The 15,035-nt window shown below is 41.9% G+C and carries 13 protein-coding genes; 9 read left to right on the forward strand and 4 right to left on the reverse strand.

Annotated features, from left to right (window positions below; all coding sequences use genetic code 11):
* Positions 1 to 92: 92 nt before the first annotated feature.
* From mnmE to F952_RS15535, 8 genes are all read left to right on the forward strand, one after another.
* Complete coding sequence (gene mnmE, locus F952_RS15500; RefSeq protein ID WP_004930080.1) at positions 93 to 1,448, forward strand: tRNA uridine-5-carboxymethylaminomethyl(34) synthesis GTPase MnmE; 1,356 nt, start codon at positions 93 to 95, stop codon at positions 1,446 to 1,448.
* Positions 1,449 to 1,903: 455 nt separating this feature from the next.
* Positions 1,904 to 2,980, forward strand: a complete 1,077-nt coding sequence (locus tag F952_RS15505) for an HlyD family secretion protein (RefSeq protein WP_004930081.1) — start codon at positions 1,904 to 1,906, stop codon at positions 2,978 to 2,980.
* 30 nt (positions 2,981 to 3,010) lie between these two features.
* Positions 3,011 to 4,561 carry a DHA2 family efflux MFS transporter permease subunit gene (locus F952_RS15510; RefSeq protein ID WP_004930085.1) on the forward strand — a complete coding sequence of 517 codons (1,551 nt, stop codon included), beginning with the start codon at positions 3,011 to 3,013 and terminating at the stop codon, positions 4,559 to 4,561.
* Between the two features lie 147 nt (positions 4,562 to 4,708).
* The gene (locus F952_RS15515; RefSeq protein ID WP_004930088.1) at positions 4,709 to 5,539 is read left to right on the forward strand and encodes a hypothetical protein; all 831 of its coding nucleotides are present in this window, start codon (positions 4,709 to 4,711) and stop codon (positions 5,537 to 5,539) included.
* Complete coding sequence (locus tag F952_RS15520) at positions 5,539 to 7,143, forward strand: GH3 auxin-responsive promoter family protein (protein WP_004930091.1); 1,605 nt, start codon at positions 5,539 to 5,541, stop codon at positions 7,141 to 7,143. Before F952_RS15515 ends, F952_RS15520 begins: the two co-directional genes overlap by 1 nt.
* A 21-nt stretch (positions 7,144 to 7,164) precedes the next feature.
* A complete protein-coding gene (locus F952_RS15525) occupies positions 7,165 to 8,466 on the forward strand; it encodes a TolC family protein (RefSeq protein ID WP_004930094.1) in 1,302 nt (433 codons plus the stop codon).
* 12 nt (positions 8,467 to 8,478) lie between these two features.
* A complete protein-coding gene (locus F952_RS15530) occupies positions 8,479 to 9,642 on the forward strand; it encodes a GNAT family protein (RefSeq protein WP_004930097.1) in 1,164 nt (387 codons plus the stop codon).
* Between the two features lie 179 nt (positions 9,643 to 9,821).
* On the forward strand, positions 9,822 to 10,517 hold the full coding sequence (locus tag F952_RS15535) for a DsbC family protein (protein WP_026056857.1): 696 nt from the start codon (positions 9,822 to 9,824) through the stop codon (positions 10,515 to 10,517).
* Between the two features lie 45 nt (positions 10,518 to 10,562).
* On the opposite strand, the gene F952_RS15540 is transcribed toward F952_RS15535, so the two are convergent.
* From F952_RS15540 to guaD, 3 genes are all read right to left on the reverse strand, one after another.
* Entirely contained in the window at positions 10,563 to 10,817 is a 255-nt protein-coding gene (locus F952_RS15540) for a GlsB/YeaQ/YmgE family stress response membrane protein (RefSeq protein ID WP_004930104.1), read from the reverse strand.
* Between the two features lie 166 nt (positions 10,818 to 10,983).
* Positions 10,984 to 11,511 carry a hypoxanthine phosphoribosyltransferase gene (gene hpt / locus F952_RS15545; RefSeq protein WP_004930107.1) on the reverse strand — a complete coding sequence of 176 codons (528 nt, stop codon included), beginning with the start codon at positions 11,509 to 11,511 and terminating at the stop codon, positions 10,984 to 10,986.
* Positions 11,512 to 11,729: 218 nt separating this feature from the next.
* Positions 11,730 to 13,046, reverse strand: a complete 1,317-nt coding sequence (gene guaD, locus F952_RS15550; RefSeq protein ID WP_004930112.1) for a guanine deaminase — start codon at positions 13,044 to 13,046, stop codon at positions 11,730 to 11,732.
* A 73-nt stretch (positions 13,047 to 13,119) separates the two neighbouring features.
* Here guaD and F952_RS15555 point away from each other — a divergent pair, with 73 nt between their 5' ends.
* Positions 13,120 to 13,752, forward strand: a complete 633-nt coding sequence (locus F952_RS15555) for a nucleotidyltransferase family protein (protein WP_004930114.1) — start codon at positions 13,120 to 13,122, stop codon at positions 13,750 to 13,752.
* Positions 13,753 to 13,800: 48 nt separating this feature from the next.
* Here F952_RS15555 and F952_RS15560 read toward each other — a convergent pair whose 3' ends face one another.
* On the reverse strand, positions 13,801 to 14,760 hold the full coding sequence (locus tag F952_RS15560; RefSeq protein WP_004930116.1) for a TerC family protein: 960 nt from the start codon (positions 14,758 to 14,760) through the stop codon (positions 13,801 to 13,803).
* Positions 14,761 to 15,035: the final 275 nt, after the last annotated feature.

A 15,035-nucleotide genomic window follows, 5' to 3' on the forward strand; every position in this document is an offset into this window, starting at 1 on the left:
TTTGATACTTGAGAGCTGAATCAATCCGCTTAAGATGTTACGCTTAGGCGGATTTTTATTTGATCTGTATTTTTCTGTTTTTAGGTTTCTATATGCAATATCAAACCACCATTGCTGCAATTGCAACGCCTCCAGGACGTGGGGGTGTGGGGGTCATCCGGTTGTCAGGCCCAAAAGCATCTCTGATTGCTGAACATTTGACTGCAAAAACACTTCCAGCTGCACGAATGGCAGGTTTTCGCCAGTTTTATGATGCTGAAGGGCTGGTGATGGATGAGGGGCTGGTGCTGTATTTTCCAAATCCGAACTCATTTACAGGTGAAGATGTGGTTGAGTTGCAGGGACATGGCGGGCCTGTCATTCAGAATGCTTTGCTGGAGCGATTGTTCGAGCTTGGTGCTAAAGCGGCCAAGGCGGGTGAGTTTTCCATGCGTGCCTTTGAAAATGGAAAGCTGGATCTGGTACAAGCAGAAGCGATTGCTGATCTGATTGATGCGACATCACAAGCCGCTGCACGTTCGGCTGTACGTTCCTTGCAAGGTGCTTTTTCGCTCAGAATTAATCAGGTTCTGGAAAAACTGATCCATTTACGCTTGCATGTAGAAGCGGCAATTGATTTTCCTGAAGAAGAGATTGATTTTCTGGCAGATGGTAAAATTCTGGCTTTGCTGGATGACGTACGTGACTCGGTGCAACAGGTTCAGACTTCTGCACGTCAGGGACAGTTATTGCGTGAAGGCTTACAAGTGGTGATTGCTGGTAAACCCAATGCAGGTAAGTCTAGTTTACTCAATGCTCTGGCAGGCAATGAGCGCGCGATTGTGACCGATATTGCGGGAACCACGCGTGATGTTTTGCATGAAAGAATTAGCTTAAACGGTTTACCCATTACCTTGACCGATACCGCGGGTTTACGTGAAACAGGTGATATTGTCGAGAAAGAAGGCATTCGACGTGCCATCAAGGAAATTGAACAAGCGGATTTATTACTACTGGTGTATGACTTAAGTGAGGGTGCAGATCCACTGGCTTTGGCTCAGGAATATTTTGCTGAGCATCTGGAACCCCGACGCCTCATTTTGATTGGTAACAAATGTGATTTGATGACTGGTCATCCTGAGCTGGCTCAATATCAGAATTTTAGACATGTGACAGTATCTGCCAAAATGGACATGGGCGTTCAGGCTTTGATCGATGCGATTACAGCGCATGCGGGCTTTCAGCCTGAAGAAGATACCTTTATTGCACGTACACGTCATCTCGATGCAATGAAACGCACTCAGCTGCATCTGCATGAGGCACGTGAGCAACTGGTTGTTTTCCATGCGGGTGAATTGGTGGCTGAATCATTGCGACTTGCACAAAACGCTTTATCTGAAATTACGGGCGAATTTAGTGCAGATGACTTACTTGGCAAAATTTTTGGATCATTTTGTATCGGAAAATAGTGCTGAGTGATTGAGAAATATAAAAAGGCATTTGTTTGATTACAAATGCTTTTTTTATCTAAGTCACTGAATAAACTAAATGATAATAGTTCGCTATCAGGAAAATTATAATAAGCGAGTAATGCCTTCACAAAAAACTTAATTTTTCCTGTAATTGACACCTTTCACAATTCACACTATTGTTTGTAACCCAGAAGGTTGAATATTATGATTTTTGACAATTTATTCATTATGTTACGTCATAAATGTCAATTCAGTAATATTTAGATGAAAATCAGACGATAAATGAATCAAACTCGTTTTAATGAGATCTGTTTCTGATGTGGGGCATGTAAGTATTTTGCAAAACGGTTTTCATCTGACTGGGTCAACCTCAGGGGTCAATATTGAATAAATCCTGATGTTTCAATGCATAAAAACAAGTAATTAAATTAAGTGTTAAAAGGTCGGACACAATGGATGAGCTGTCTCAAACGGATGATCGCCAAGAACCCAATTATACGCGTCGCAAAAAAGTGGCCTGGATTGTTCTTATACTTCTGTTTTTAGGGATTTTACTGGGAATTTTATATTACTGGTTCGTTTATCGTTTTTATGAATCTACTGAAAATGCCTATGTTAAGTCAGATTTAACCTGGATTATGCCCAAAGTGTCAGGTGAAGTGATTGAGTTACTGGCCAAAGAAAATCAATATGTCGAAAAAGATCAACCGCTGGTAATACTCGATAATCGGGATCTACAGGCACGTGCAGATCAGGCCAAAGCCATGCTGGCACTCAAGCAAGCAGGTTTATCGGTGCAGTCGGAAAATGAGAAATCGGCACAGTCTACGATTCTGGAAGCTCAAAGCGCTCGTGATGCAGCACAAGCCGATGTCAGTCGTCTTAGTTCAGATTATCGCCGCTATCAGCAATTGCTGAAAGAGGGCGTGATTACGCGACAACGCTTTGAGGCTACTCAAGCTGAATATCTCAGTGCACAGGCACAACTTAACAAAGCACAAGCGGCAATTCAGGCAGCACAAGCCCAGTTTTCGGGTGTACAAGCAGGTCGCGCACAGCTCTATGCCGATCTTGATAACGCCAAAGCAACTGTCAAACTGTACGATGTCGATTTAGGTGCATCTGAGATTCAGGCACCTGTTGCTGGAAAAATTGGAAGCTTGGCAGTCAGATTGGGTTCCAGAGTCTCACCGCAAACGCGTCTTATGGCGATTATTCCCAAAAATAGTCTCTATGTGGAAGCCAATTTCAAAGAAACCCAGATTGAAAAAATGCGTGTTGGCCAGACGGTAAGTTTGGTGCTTGATGCGTATCCGAGTCTTACCTATCGTGGCAAAGTCGAAAGTTTTGCACCTGCATCAGGCGCAACATTCTCGATGATGCCGCCAGATAATGCGACGGGCAACTTCAACAAGGTGGTACAACGTATCCCAGTTCGTATCTCAATCCTTCCCCATCCTCAAATTGATTTGATTAAACCAGGGATGTCGGTCGAGGCAAAAGTTGATTTAAGAAGTCAATCAAGCTGACGACATACAGCATAGGAGGGATGAACTGAGATGACTATGTCTTCCGCTTCCATAGAATGGCAATTTTCTCCGCGTGTTGCCTGGCTGATCTTTATTGCCATGATTTTTGGGAATTTCATGGCAATTCTGGATATCCAGATTGTTGCCAGTTCCTTAAATGAAATTCAGGCAGGCATGAGCGCCAGTCGTTATGAAGTGACTTGGGTGCAAACGGTATATCTAATTGCAGAAATTATTGCGATTCCGATGTCGAGTGTGCTTTCCAGAATTTTGTCTACCCGAATATATTATGCACTCTGTGCCACAGGATTTACCATTAGCTCCCTGCTCTGTGCACTGGCATGGAATCTGGAAAGTTTACTGGTGTTTCGTGCTTTTCAGGGTTTTATGGGCGGAGGTATGATACCGACCTCAATGACCGCCCTATTCTTGTTGTTTCCAGAAGCCAAGCGTGCTGTTCCATTGGTATTGTTTGGCATGATTAGTACTTTGGGGCCAGCCATTGGTCCAACTGTGGGTGGCTGGCTAACGACCAGTTTTTCATGGCACTGGATGTTTCTGATCAATATTATCCCAGGCATCATTATTTCCGTCGTCATTTATGCCAGTCAGGCGATTGATCAGGCCAATTACAAACTACTTAAGGAACTGGATTGGCTAAGCCTAATTGGGATGGCAATGTTTCTGGGCGGACTGGAATACTTTCTAGATGAAGGGGGACGCTATGACTGGTTCGCCGATTTTGGTGTACGTATCGCATTTCTGGTTAGTCTGTTGGGTGCCATGATTTTCTTCTATCGCAGTTATGTTCAACCCAAACCCTTGCTTGATTTGAGTGTATTTAAAAACAAGAACTTTACTTTAAGTTGTATGATTACATTTGTGATTGGTATGGCCTTATACGGTTTGGGCTATATGATTCCAGTGTTCTTAGGTCAGGTTCGTGAGATGAACAGTAGTCAGATTGGGCATATCATGATGGTGACAGGCATTGTGATGTTTTTCTTTGCGCCTGTACTGGCCTGGCTTATTCCTAATTTTGATGCACGCAAAACGGTTTTTATTGGCATGTTAATGGCTGCCTTTGGTGTATGGCTGAATGCGCACCTAACCATTCAGAGTGATTACGATTTTATGTTTTGGCCACAAGTATATCGTGGCATTGGTTTGATGATTTGTCTGATTGTGATTTCACATTTAGCGATGAGCACCTTACCAGAACACAAAATTGCCGATGCCAGTGGTATCTATAACTTGATGCGTAACATTGGTGGTGCAGTTGGTCTGGCGCTGATTAACTCACGTATTGACTGGCTTACGGCATGGCATGCCACTGAACTGAATAGCCAGCTTACGCCTGCAAACTGGATTTTTGTCGAACGACTGGCGCAATTAAAAGCACAGTATGCAGAGCTGGGCGATCTTTCGGAACAGCTGGCCATGCAAGTGATTTACAGACAAGTGCATTATCAGGCGCTTGCTGCAAGTTTTAATGATCTATTGAAATTACTGGCAATCATCATGCTAGTGGTTGCTTTTCTTACATTTTTTATGGATAGGGGGAAAAAGGTATCCTTTTAAATACTGTAGAGCAGTGAAAGCGGACTTAATCTTAAGACATTGGATGTCTTTAAAACACGATGTTTTCAATCGACTTACTCTCTAAAAGATTGAATCCATCTGTAACAAAAAATGTTTATTCATGATGAAAACAATAGGGGTTTTAAAATGTCGTCAATTGAATTGGTACGGCCACAAGGAATACTTAAAAATAAACGTCAGGTAATACCACGTGGACGTTATGTGAGACGTGAAGATATTCCTCAACATTATCTGCAACAAATGTATGAGATTTATGCGCAATATTATGCCAATACGCGTATCTCTATTTTTTTAGAAGATTTTGAAAAAAAACACGGTGCCATCCTGATTTTACATCCTAAAAAAGATGAAATTGTTGGCTTTTCAACGGTTGCTATACACCATTTTTCAATAAATGAAAAGAACTATACCTTTGTATTTAGCGGTGATACGGTAGTTAAAAAAGAATTTTGGGGATGCCGAACCCTACAATCAACCATGTTCAAGTTATTGGTTAAACTGCGTTTGCGCTATCCATTTAATGAATTATATTGGCTTCTGATTTCCAAAGGTTATAAAACCTATTTGCTGCTTGCCAATAATTACTACGCCTATTATCCGCACCATGAAGGCCATCATTCCCATCTTAAACCCATTGTGGAACACTATTGCAAAACCCATTTTGCTGAATACTTTGATCAGCAGACTGGATTGTTAAATTTTGGTAGTGATTATCAACCACTCAAAGCTGATGTTGCACCAATTACAGAACAAATGCGGGCAGAAAACGCCAAAATTTCATTCTTTGAACAACAAAATCCGACTTGGGTGCATGGCACTGAGTTACCTTGTATTGGACGTTTGGCCTGGCAAGATTTTATACGATTTCCATTTCGTTACGTAACAAAACCTGCGAGTAAGGGCAAGCATCCTGTTAAAAATCGTCCACCTTTGGATACACCAGAAGGGGCGTCTTGATGATGAAATCATTATTGATGACACCGCTGTCGCACCGTGTGCTTAAGCTGTTTTGTCGGCAGACAGACCAGCGCTTTCAAAAGCAAAAAAATGCGCTGCAACAGGTACAACGTGAAAAGTTACAGCAGATTTTGAAAATATCTACACTTGCTCAAGCGGCAGGTGTAACCGATTACGAACAGTTTCGTCAGCAGTTTCCCGTGACGCGATATACCCATTGGCGTGACAGAATTCATGAATGTCGCGCACAGCAAAGTACATTATCCAACAGTAAACTGGTGAGATACCAACCGACCAGCGGGTCGAGTGAACAAATCAAATTTATTCCTTATACGCAGGCTTTTCTGGATGAACTCGATGCTGCTATTGCGCCGTGGTTATCCAGTATGTACCGTAAATGCAGTACACTCGGTCAGGGAACGCATTATTGGTCGGTTTCATGGTTGCCTGAAAGCCAGCGTGAAGTGTTGAAAAATGAAAATCTGAATGATGACAGTGCTTTGCTTGGAGTTGGTAAGCGCTTGCTTTCCAAATTTACCCAGACGGTACCCAGTGATGTTTCATTTGCAGCACACGCAGATGATGCCCTGTTTGCAACACTTTGTTATCTGGTTGCAGATCAGGATTTAGCAATGATATCGGTGTGGAGCCCGACCTTTGCTTTGCAATTACTTGAAAAACTTACCGAACAGTCTCATGAAATCGCATTAGTACTTGAAACAGGTCAATGGCAGACACGTGCAGCATCACTCAAAGGTGTTAAAGCACCGTATAATTCTGCCCGTGCTAGCTTGCTCAGGCAGCTCATGAAAAAAGATACGCTGGATTATCAACAGTTATGGCCAAAACTGAGTCTGGTTTCAAGCTGGGATACCGCAGGCTCGAAACAATGGGCACAACTCCTACAGTCCGAACTACCTTTTGCACAGTTTGAAGGAAAGGGACTTTGGGCCACTGAAGGCGTAGTGACAATTCCATACGATGACCTGTATCCACTGGCCTATCATAGCCATTTTTACGAGTTTGAATATCTGGCAGGCGAACACCAAGGTGACATTATTCCTTCTTGGCAACTTAAGCTCAACGATCTGGTCAGCCCTGTTCTGACCTCTGGAAATGGCTTATTGCGCTATTGTCTGGATGATTGTTTACGCGTGACTGGATTTTATGGGCAAGTGCCTTGCTTTGAATTTCAGGGACGGCGTTTTGGCGTAGATTTGGTGGGAGAAAAACTTTCTCCAGAAGTTGCGCACAAGTTATTAACTAGGCTTAATCAGCAGCATATTCAGGCAATTTCATTATTTGCAGTAGATACCCAACAACAAGCCAAGCCCTTTTATGCTGTACTGGTGGAGGGAGAGGCAACGTCGCCACTGTCTGTCGATGAGATTGATCAGGCATTGCGTGAGCATTTCCATTATGAACTGGCACGTGATCTGGGGCAGCTTGATCAGCCACAAATCTTTTATGTTGATAATGGCTGGGAAGGTTATAAACAGGTCGTGGTGCGTGAAGGTATGATTGAGGGCAATATCAAGCCTGAGCCATTAAAAAAAGTGACCTTATCGAGCCTTGAACAATTGTCTTGTGCTGAGTCTGTATAACCAAGCACTGTGGAAGCTTTCATGAAACAATTACATTGGTTTAGTCTGGTTGGCTTATTGGTAGCACCAGCGCTTTGGGGCATGACATTGGATGAGGCGGTTCAACATGCCTTGACTTATGAACCGCAGCTTAAAATTAATGATCTACAAGTTGGGCGTGCCGAGGCTGAATTACAGCAGGCGCAACACCGATACGGACTGAATGTCAGTGTTGAAGGACAGCTTGGTGTTGGACAGATTAACAATCCGCCAACTTATAGTCCTTTATTTTCAATTGATGAGCGCTTTCGAAATACCCGTAGTCTGATGCTCAAGTTTGATTATCCTTTATATACTGCAGGCCGTGAGCGTATTGGAATTGAAATGGCACACATGCAGGTGGCTGCACAGTCACAGGCATTCGCCAATCAACAGTCTGCAACTGTATTGCAAACCGTACAGGCATACACCGATGTACTTAGACAACAAGCAGTTTTAAAACTAAAAAATAAAGTGCAGGCGAATCTACAACAGTCACTTTCAGATGCACAGAAGCGTTTAAATGCAGGCGTGATCACCCGTGCCGATTTGGCTCAGATTCAGGCCCAGCTTGCTCAATCGCAGGCAGACAGTGTACGGGCAGAGTCGCAGTTAAGCATCAGTCAGACCCGTTTTTATCAGCTAACAGGTCTGACAGCACAAGTGCTGGATACACCCCAAGATTTACCCGCCATTCCTGGCAATGTCGACGATGTTATCTATGCAATAGAACAGCATCCCTCATTACAGCAGGCCCGATTTGAACAGCAAGTGGCAGAAAAGCAATATCGTTTGAGTAAACTTGAGTTGAGACCCTCAATTGGACTGACTGGGCGTGTTGGAACACAACATGAAATTAAGGATGGTGAAAGTAAGGGCTATCTGGTGGGTTTAAAGGTTGATGTGCCCATTTATGACAATGGTCTCAATAAGGCCAATCGCCAAAAAGCCAATGTTGAGTTAGAGCTTGCGACACAAAAAATCAATGCGTTACAGCAGGCATTAACACAACAGGCACAGGCGACTTACTTTCAAATTCAGGCGGTGCGTCAAAATAAGCGTGCGCTAGAACAGGCCATCAATGCAGCTTCAATCGCTCTTCAGTTTATGAAGCGTGAGCAGGAATTTGGAACCAAAACCACCACAGATGTACTCAATGCAGAACAGAGTCTACTTGATGTACAAACTCAAAAAATTAGCAACCAACAAGATGAAGTAGTTTTGACCTATCAACTGCTGGATCAAATGGGACGACTCTCGGCTCTGTTTCCAATAAATACGCATGATTCCGCGCTCAAACCTTAAGGATCCGATCAAATGAATATTGCAGAACAGTCATCAAAACAAAATCAGGATTCGATCGTAGTTCGCCATATCAATGAGTCGGATGATCAAGAGCTACGTCGTCTTGTCAGCTTTCCCATGACCACGCGTGGTTTAATGTTGAGTTTTCAGCGTGAACCAAGTTATTTTCAAGCGGGTAAAGTAATATACACACACATTCAAGGTGCAGTTATAGAAGATAAGACTCGAGGAAAATTGGTAGGTTGCTACAGCTCAGGTTTTAGACCCTGTTATGTGAATGGAAGCATTACGCCATTACGTTATACGGGAGATTTACGTCTTGATCCTCAGGTACGCGGTAAATCACTTTTAAAATATCTCATGCCGAATCTACGTGAAACACTTCAAAGTCCAAATTTTTCTCAAATAATTATCTTTGATGATAACCATGCTGCCCGACGTGCCATTCAAACTGGACGTCTTGATTTTGATTATTATGATGAAGGATTAATCGAAACTTTAACCCTGACAGGTTTTAAACATTCAGCATTTCCTTCCCATCTTCAAAACAGCGCATCGGACTTGGATCTAAAACAGGTTGATCGTTGTGTAGCAGAAGAAAAATATATTCCTCTAATGAACGATTTTGTAAAGCGAATGGCAACACGCTTTAATTTTGTGCCTGCTTATGATTTTCATGAGCTTGAGCAGCACAACGCTTATTTTCATGGTCTAGCACTCCACGACTTTCAACTTTATTTTTATCAGGATCAACTGGTGGGAATGTTTGCGCTTTGGAACCAAAGCAGTTTTAAACAAAGCAAAGTACTTGATTACAGTAAAAAGATTCAGTTCTTCAGGCCTGTGTATAATCTCTGGGCCACATTAAATGGTCGTATTCAGTTGCCTAAAAAGGGTGATTCATTTAAGTATCATATTCTGCATTCTTTATTGTGTGAACCTGAACAACTTGCATTACATGAGCGAATGCTACGAGATGCATTTCAGCTTTCAAAGCAGCGCGGTATCAATGCTATTACCTTTACCTTGTCGCACAAAGATCCAAGACAACAGCTTAATCAGTTTTATAAAGGGGATTTGCTGATCGGTATGCATGGATTTATAACCTTTGATCAAGATCCGCGTGTACAGTTTGATCCAATCCGAATTCCCTTTTTGGAAGCAGGACGGATTTAGTTTCTGATCAATTGAATAAAAACAGCGTATAGCATGACGCTGTTTTTTTATGGGTGGTTTATTTTTCAGATGTTTCACGTGGAACCTGCAGGAGTTTTTTAATAAAAAATACAACACAGCAGGTGATGAATTCTTCTACACTAGGTTTTTTTGATCAGCTTTGCGTTGTTATGCAAAATATGAAAAAGCAGCTTTTAATGGGTATTCTGGTTGGAGTGGCCAGTCTTGCACATGCCAATCTCGAACAGGTTCAACAGCAACTAAAAGCACATTATCCCAATGTCAAAATTGAGAATCTGCAAAAGACACCTATGAGCGGTATTTACAGCGGCACATTGGATAATCAGATCGTTTATTTGGGTGAAGATGCTGAACATCTATTTGTTGGTTCCATGATTCGCTTGAAAGATCAGCGTAATCTCACCAAAGATTTGGTGGTTCAGCAAAACAGCTTTCGTTGGAGTGATTTGCCTTTACAAGACGCCATTAAAACAGTCAAAGGTAATGGAAAACGACAGATTGCGGTATTTTCCGATCCACACTGCCCTTACTGCAAACAATTAGAACGTGAGTTAGACCGTCTGAATAATGTCACCATCTATACGTTTTTATATCCACTAAAATCAGAATCGTTCATTCCAGCACAGCAAATCTGGTGTTCACCTAACCGCAGTTATGCTTGGAAAAATTTAATCAATCAAAACATTCAGCCGCAGGCCAGTAGTGAATGTGCTAATCCAATCCAGCGCAATCTGGCACTTGGACAACGTTTAAAAATTCAGGGCACACCTACACTGTTTTTTAGTCAAGGTTTGAAAGTGACAGGAGTGCAAACATCTACACAGATTGAACAGATCCTGAAAGATGTACCATAAAAAATAGCACCTCAGTCAGGTGCTATTCATTTAATTTCTGGCGGCTTAACGCGTTTTATTACTGATCAGGTTGTAAATAAACAAGATGATGATGGCACCAATTACAGAAGCGATGAAGCCTGCACTGGAATTTTCGGGATAAAGTCCCAAAAAGCGTCCACCATAGGTGGCGAGTAATGAACCTGCAATACCCAGTAGTGTGGTAACGATAAAACCTGCTTTGTCATTTCCTGGATGAATCGCACGTGCAATAAGACCTGCAATAAAACCAATCACGATAGCCACAATCAATGACCACATAGATGTTCTCCTTATTCTTGATTTCTCTTGGTTTTATATCAACTTGTAGCTTTAGCATGACCTGCCTTGACGTAATGAAAAAGGCATACTCCGATACATCCTGTATTGTTTTTGTGCATAATGTAAATATATAGACACAAAAAATGGTGCATATGCACCATTTTGATCAGAGTCCAATTTCACCAATAAAGGGTAAATGGCGATATTTCTGGTTGTAGTCGAGACCATAACCGACAATAAAGCGATCTTCTACTTCAAAGCCTAAAAATTTTACCTCAAGCTCGATTTCACGGCGTGAAGGTTTACTGACTAAAGTACAGAGTTCAATTGAGTTGGGGCCACGCGTTTGCAAAATTTCTAGGACTTTGCTGAGAGTATTACCCGAATCAATAATATCCTCTACCACCAGTACATCCTTGCCACGAATTTCGCCGTCTAGATCTTTCAAGATTTTAACGTCACGGCTAGAAACAGTACCTGCACCGTAACTAGAGACTGTCATAAAATCGAGCTCATGCGGTTTCGCAATTGCGCGACATAAATCTGCCATGAAAATAAATGAACTACGTAATAGACCGATCAATACGAGGTCTTTATGGCTATTGGCATAGTGAGCATTAATCTGTTCACCGAGCTGTTTGACTTTAGCTTGAATCTCTTCAGTAGAGATCATTACGCTCATTTCTATGGTCATGTGCAAAAACCTAAAACACGAGAAAGTTTTCAAATAAAAAAGGTGTTGACCAGCAACACCTCAAAATCATAAATCGATGGCTAAAGTTTAAAACAAAAATGCGTAAGATGCATCATTTGTTATCAATAGGGTTACGTAGCGCTGCCCTAGAACGATCTGACTTAAGTAAAAAGGCACATCCTACCAGTAAAAGCGTAAGCTTCAACACACCTTGACGCTTAGTCCTTCTGATAGACTTTTTGTCCATAGACATAAGTGGCTTCGACATTACGATCATCCCCCATGGTAAATAGCGCAAATAGTGCATCTTCCAGAGATTTTGACTTGCTTTGACGTAATCGTTGCAACAGGGTTGCTTTGAGATCCAGCACGACAAAATCCGCTTCTTTACCGATATTAAAATTACCCAGTTTATCGTCCAGATCCAGCGCTTTGGCAGCACCTAGCGTGGCATGATAGAACGACTCATAGGCAGACAGCTTATCACCTTGAAGCTGTTGAACCTTGTAGGCTTCATTCACGGTTTGTAACAGACTAAACGATGTCCCTGCCCCAATGTCGGTACCCAATCCTACTTTTACCTGTTTTTCCCAAGTCTTTTTCAATGGAAATAAACCACTTCCTAAAAACAGATTGGAGGTTGGACAAAACGCGATAGCAGAATCGGTCTGGTGCATACATTGCCATTCATCTTCTTCTAGATGAACACAATGCGCAAACACTGAACGTTTGCCAGTGAGTCCGTGGTGATGATAAACATCCAGATAGCCTTTTTGCTGTGGAAACAAATCTTTAACCCACGCAATCTCATCTTTGTTTTCACTTAAATGCGTATGTACATAGACATCGGGGTATTCCTGTTTTAGTTGTCCTGCTTTTTCCAGTTGCTCTGGTGTTGAAGTGGGCGCAAATCGAGGCGTAATAGCATATAGTGCTCTGCCCTTACCATGCCACTTTTCAATGAGTGTCTTGGATTCTTCATAGGCACGTTCTGCGGTATCACACAGTCCTTCAGGTGCATGACGATCCATGAGCACCTTACCTGCAATCAAACGCATTTGAAGCGCTTCTGCTGCTTCAAACAAAGCATCTACAGATTCGGGATGAACAGTACAAAATACCAAAGCAGTGGTTGTACCATTTTTCAGTAATTCTTGCACAAAGAAATCGGCAATGCCTTTGGCATAGTGAGGGTTTTTAAACTGTAATTCGGTTGGGAAAGTATAAGTATTTAGCCAGCTGAGCAGTTGCTCACCATAAGCACCGACCATTTCTGTTTGTGGATAATGAATGTGTGTGTCGATAAAGCCAGGAATAATCAGTTGTTCAGGATAATGTTCAATGATATCGGTATCGCTTAAATGCTGATTTAACTCATCCCAATGACCAAATTGACGAATCTTGCCTTGTTCGACAATCATCAGACCATCTTCAAAATAACGAACCTGTTGTGAAATTTGATCTGCCTGAGAAACCAGTGACTGAATATCTAAAAAGCGACCACGGATCACGGTCTTCTGAATGGGAAAAGACATACTCAAACCTACAACTTGTAATTTTTTCGATTGATTGTACCGTATTTATCAAGATTTAGACCGACTATATGCCATGACAAGAGATGATTATTACAAATCTGGAATAACCAACGAATTGGATTTGAGCAAAGTATTTGTACACTCTCATCTGGCTTTGCAGTACATGGTATTCTCCAATCAGGCACTGTATCAGCGTTTAAAAGCACTCTATTCAATTCACCCAGAGGCTTATCTGGCGGCTGGCATCATTAGACAATTGGTTTGGTCTACATTACACCAACAGCAATATGATATAAGGCACATGGAAATCGATGTTGTTTTTTATGATCCAGATTTAAAACATATAAGTGAGAAAGACATTCAGGCTGCATTACATCAATTATTTCCAGATAATGTTTGGGATGTGGTGAATCAGGCCACTGTGCATCATTGGTATGTCACAGAACAAGGTAAAAAAATATCACCTTATTTGTCCTTGATTGATGCACTTGCAACTTGGCCTGAAACGGCGACTGCGATCGCAGTTCGTTTAAACCATGATGATCAGCTTGAAATTATTGCGCCCTTCGGTTTAGAGGATTTGTTTGAATTAAAACTACGCTGGAATTCGAAATTAGTATCTAAACCGTTATTTTTAGATCGTATTCGGCAGAAAAACTGGATCGAACGTTGGCCCAAACTCAAGATCATGAATACCCCAGAATAAGAGACCTTTTATCTGCAGGATAAAAGGTCTGATTGATGCCGTTTAAACTTATTCTGAAAGCTGTTTTTGATGATGACGCACTGACAACCATGCGGTGATGCCCAAAACAATCACAATAAAGCCGAGTGAGACCCAGATTGGCATATGAAATACATCCAGCATCAGCATTTTGAAACCGATAAATACCAAGATGATCCCTAGACCATACGGTAAGTAATGCATTTTGGATGCAGCACCTGCCAATAAGAAGAACATGGCACGTAAACCCAAAATTGCCATTAAGTTTGCGGTAAGGACAATAAACGGATCGGTGGTGACCGCAAAAATTGCAGGAATCGAATCTACTGCAAAGATTACATCAGAGAACTCAACCAGAATTAGCACAATAAATAACGGCGTTGCCCATAACACACCATTTTCTTTTACAAAAAAACGGTCGCCGTGAAAACTTTGAGTGATCCGCATGCGGCTACGTAACCACTTGAGTAATTTCATGTCTTCGATATTAGGGTCTTCTTCACCCTGTCCTTTCAGGAATTTAAAGCCTGTGTAGACCAAGAAGGCACCAAAAATATATAGAACCCATGAAAATTCCTGTACAAACCATGCGCCGATGAAAATAAAAATACTGCGTAGAACAATTGCACCTAATACCCCATACAGCAGGATTTTACGTTGTAAGCCTGCAGGTACTGCAAATGCCGCGAAAATCATCAGCCAGACAAACACGTTGTCAATCGCCAGCGATTTTTCCAGTAAGTAACCTGCCAGATATTCCATGGTTTTTTGGTTGGCGATTGCCAGCGTTGCTGTATGTTGCAAGTACAGCCATAAGCCTCCTGCAAACAGCATAGCGACTGTGACCCAAGCAATACTCCAAATCAGTGCCTGCCTAATGGGAACATCGTCAGATTTTTTTTGTTTAAACCCAAGAAAGTCGATAAGCAGCATCACAAAGACGATGCTAAAAAACATCAGATACAGCCAAGGATTGCCAATAGAGTCCATTTTTCTCTCCTTCTCTGGCAATCAGTCATAAAAAAACCTCGACCAGTTGCCAGATGAAATAAAACATCTGAGTCAACATGATCAAGGTCTTGCCTACACTGAAATGGTCTTCAGTGCTCAGATACCGACTTTTTTCAAAGTGTATTGACGATATCTGACACGCGTTGAGAAATTCTCTTGGCGTTTGGAGGAGGCTACTCCCCTTGTCAAACTAAATTTATTTTTGGATAAAAAGCATCCAAATGTCTGGCTAGGATGCCATAAATGATTTTAAA

It is taken from the genome of Acinetobacter baylyi DSM 14961 = CIP 107474, assembly GCF_000368685.1.
Taxonomy (GTDB): domain Bacteria; phylum Pseudomonadota; class Gammaproteobacteria; order Pseudomonadales; family Moraxellaceae; genus Acinetobacter; species Acinetobacter baylyi.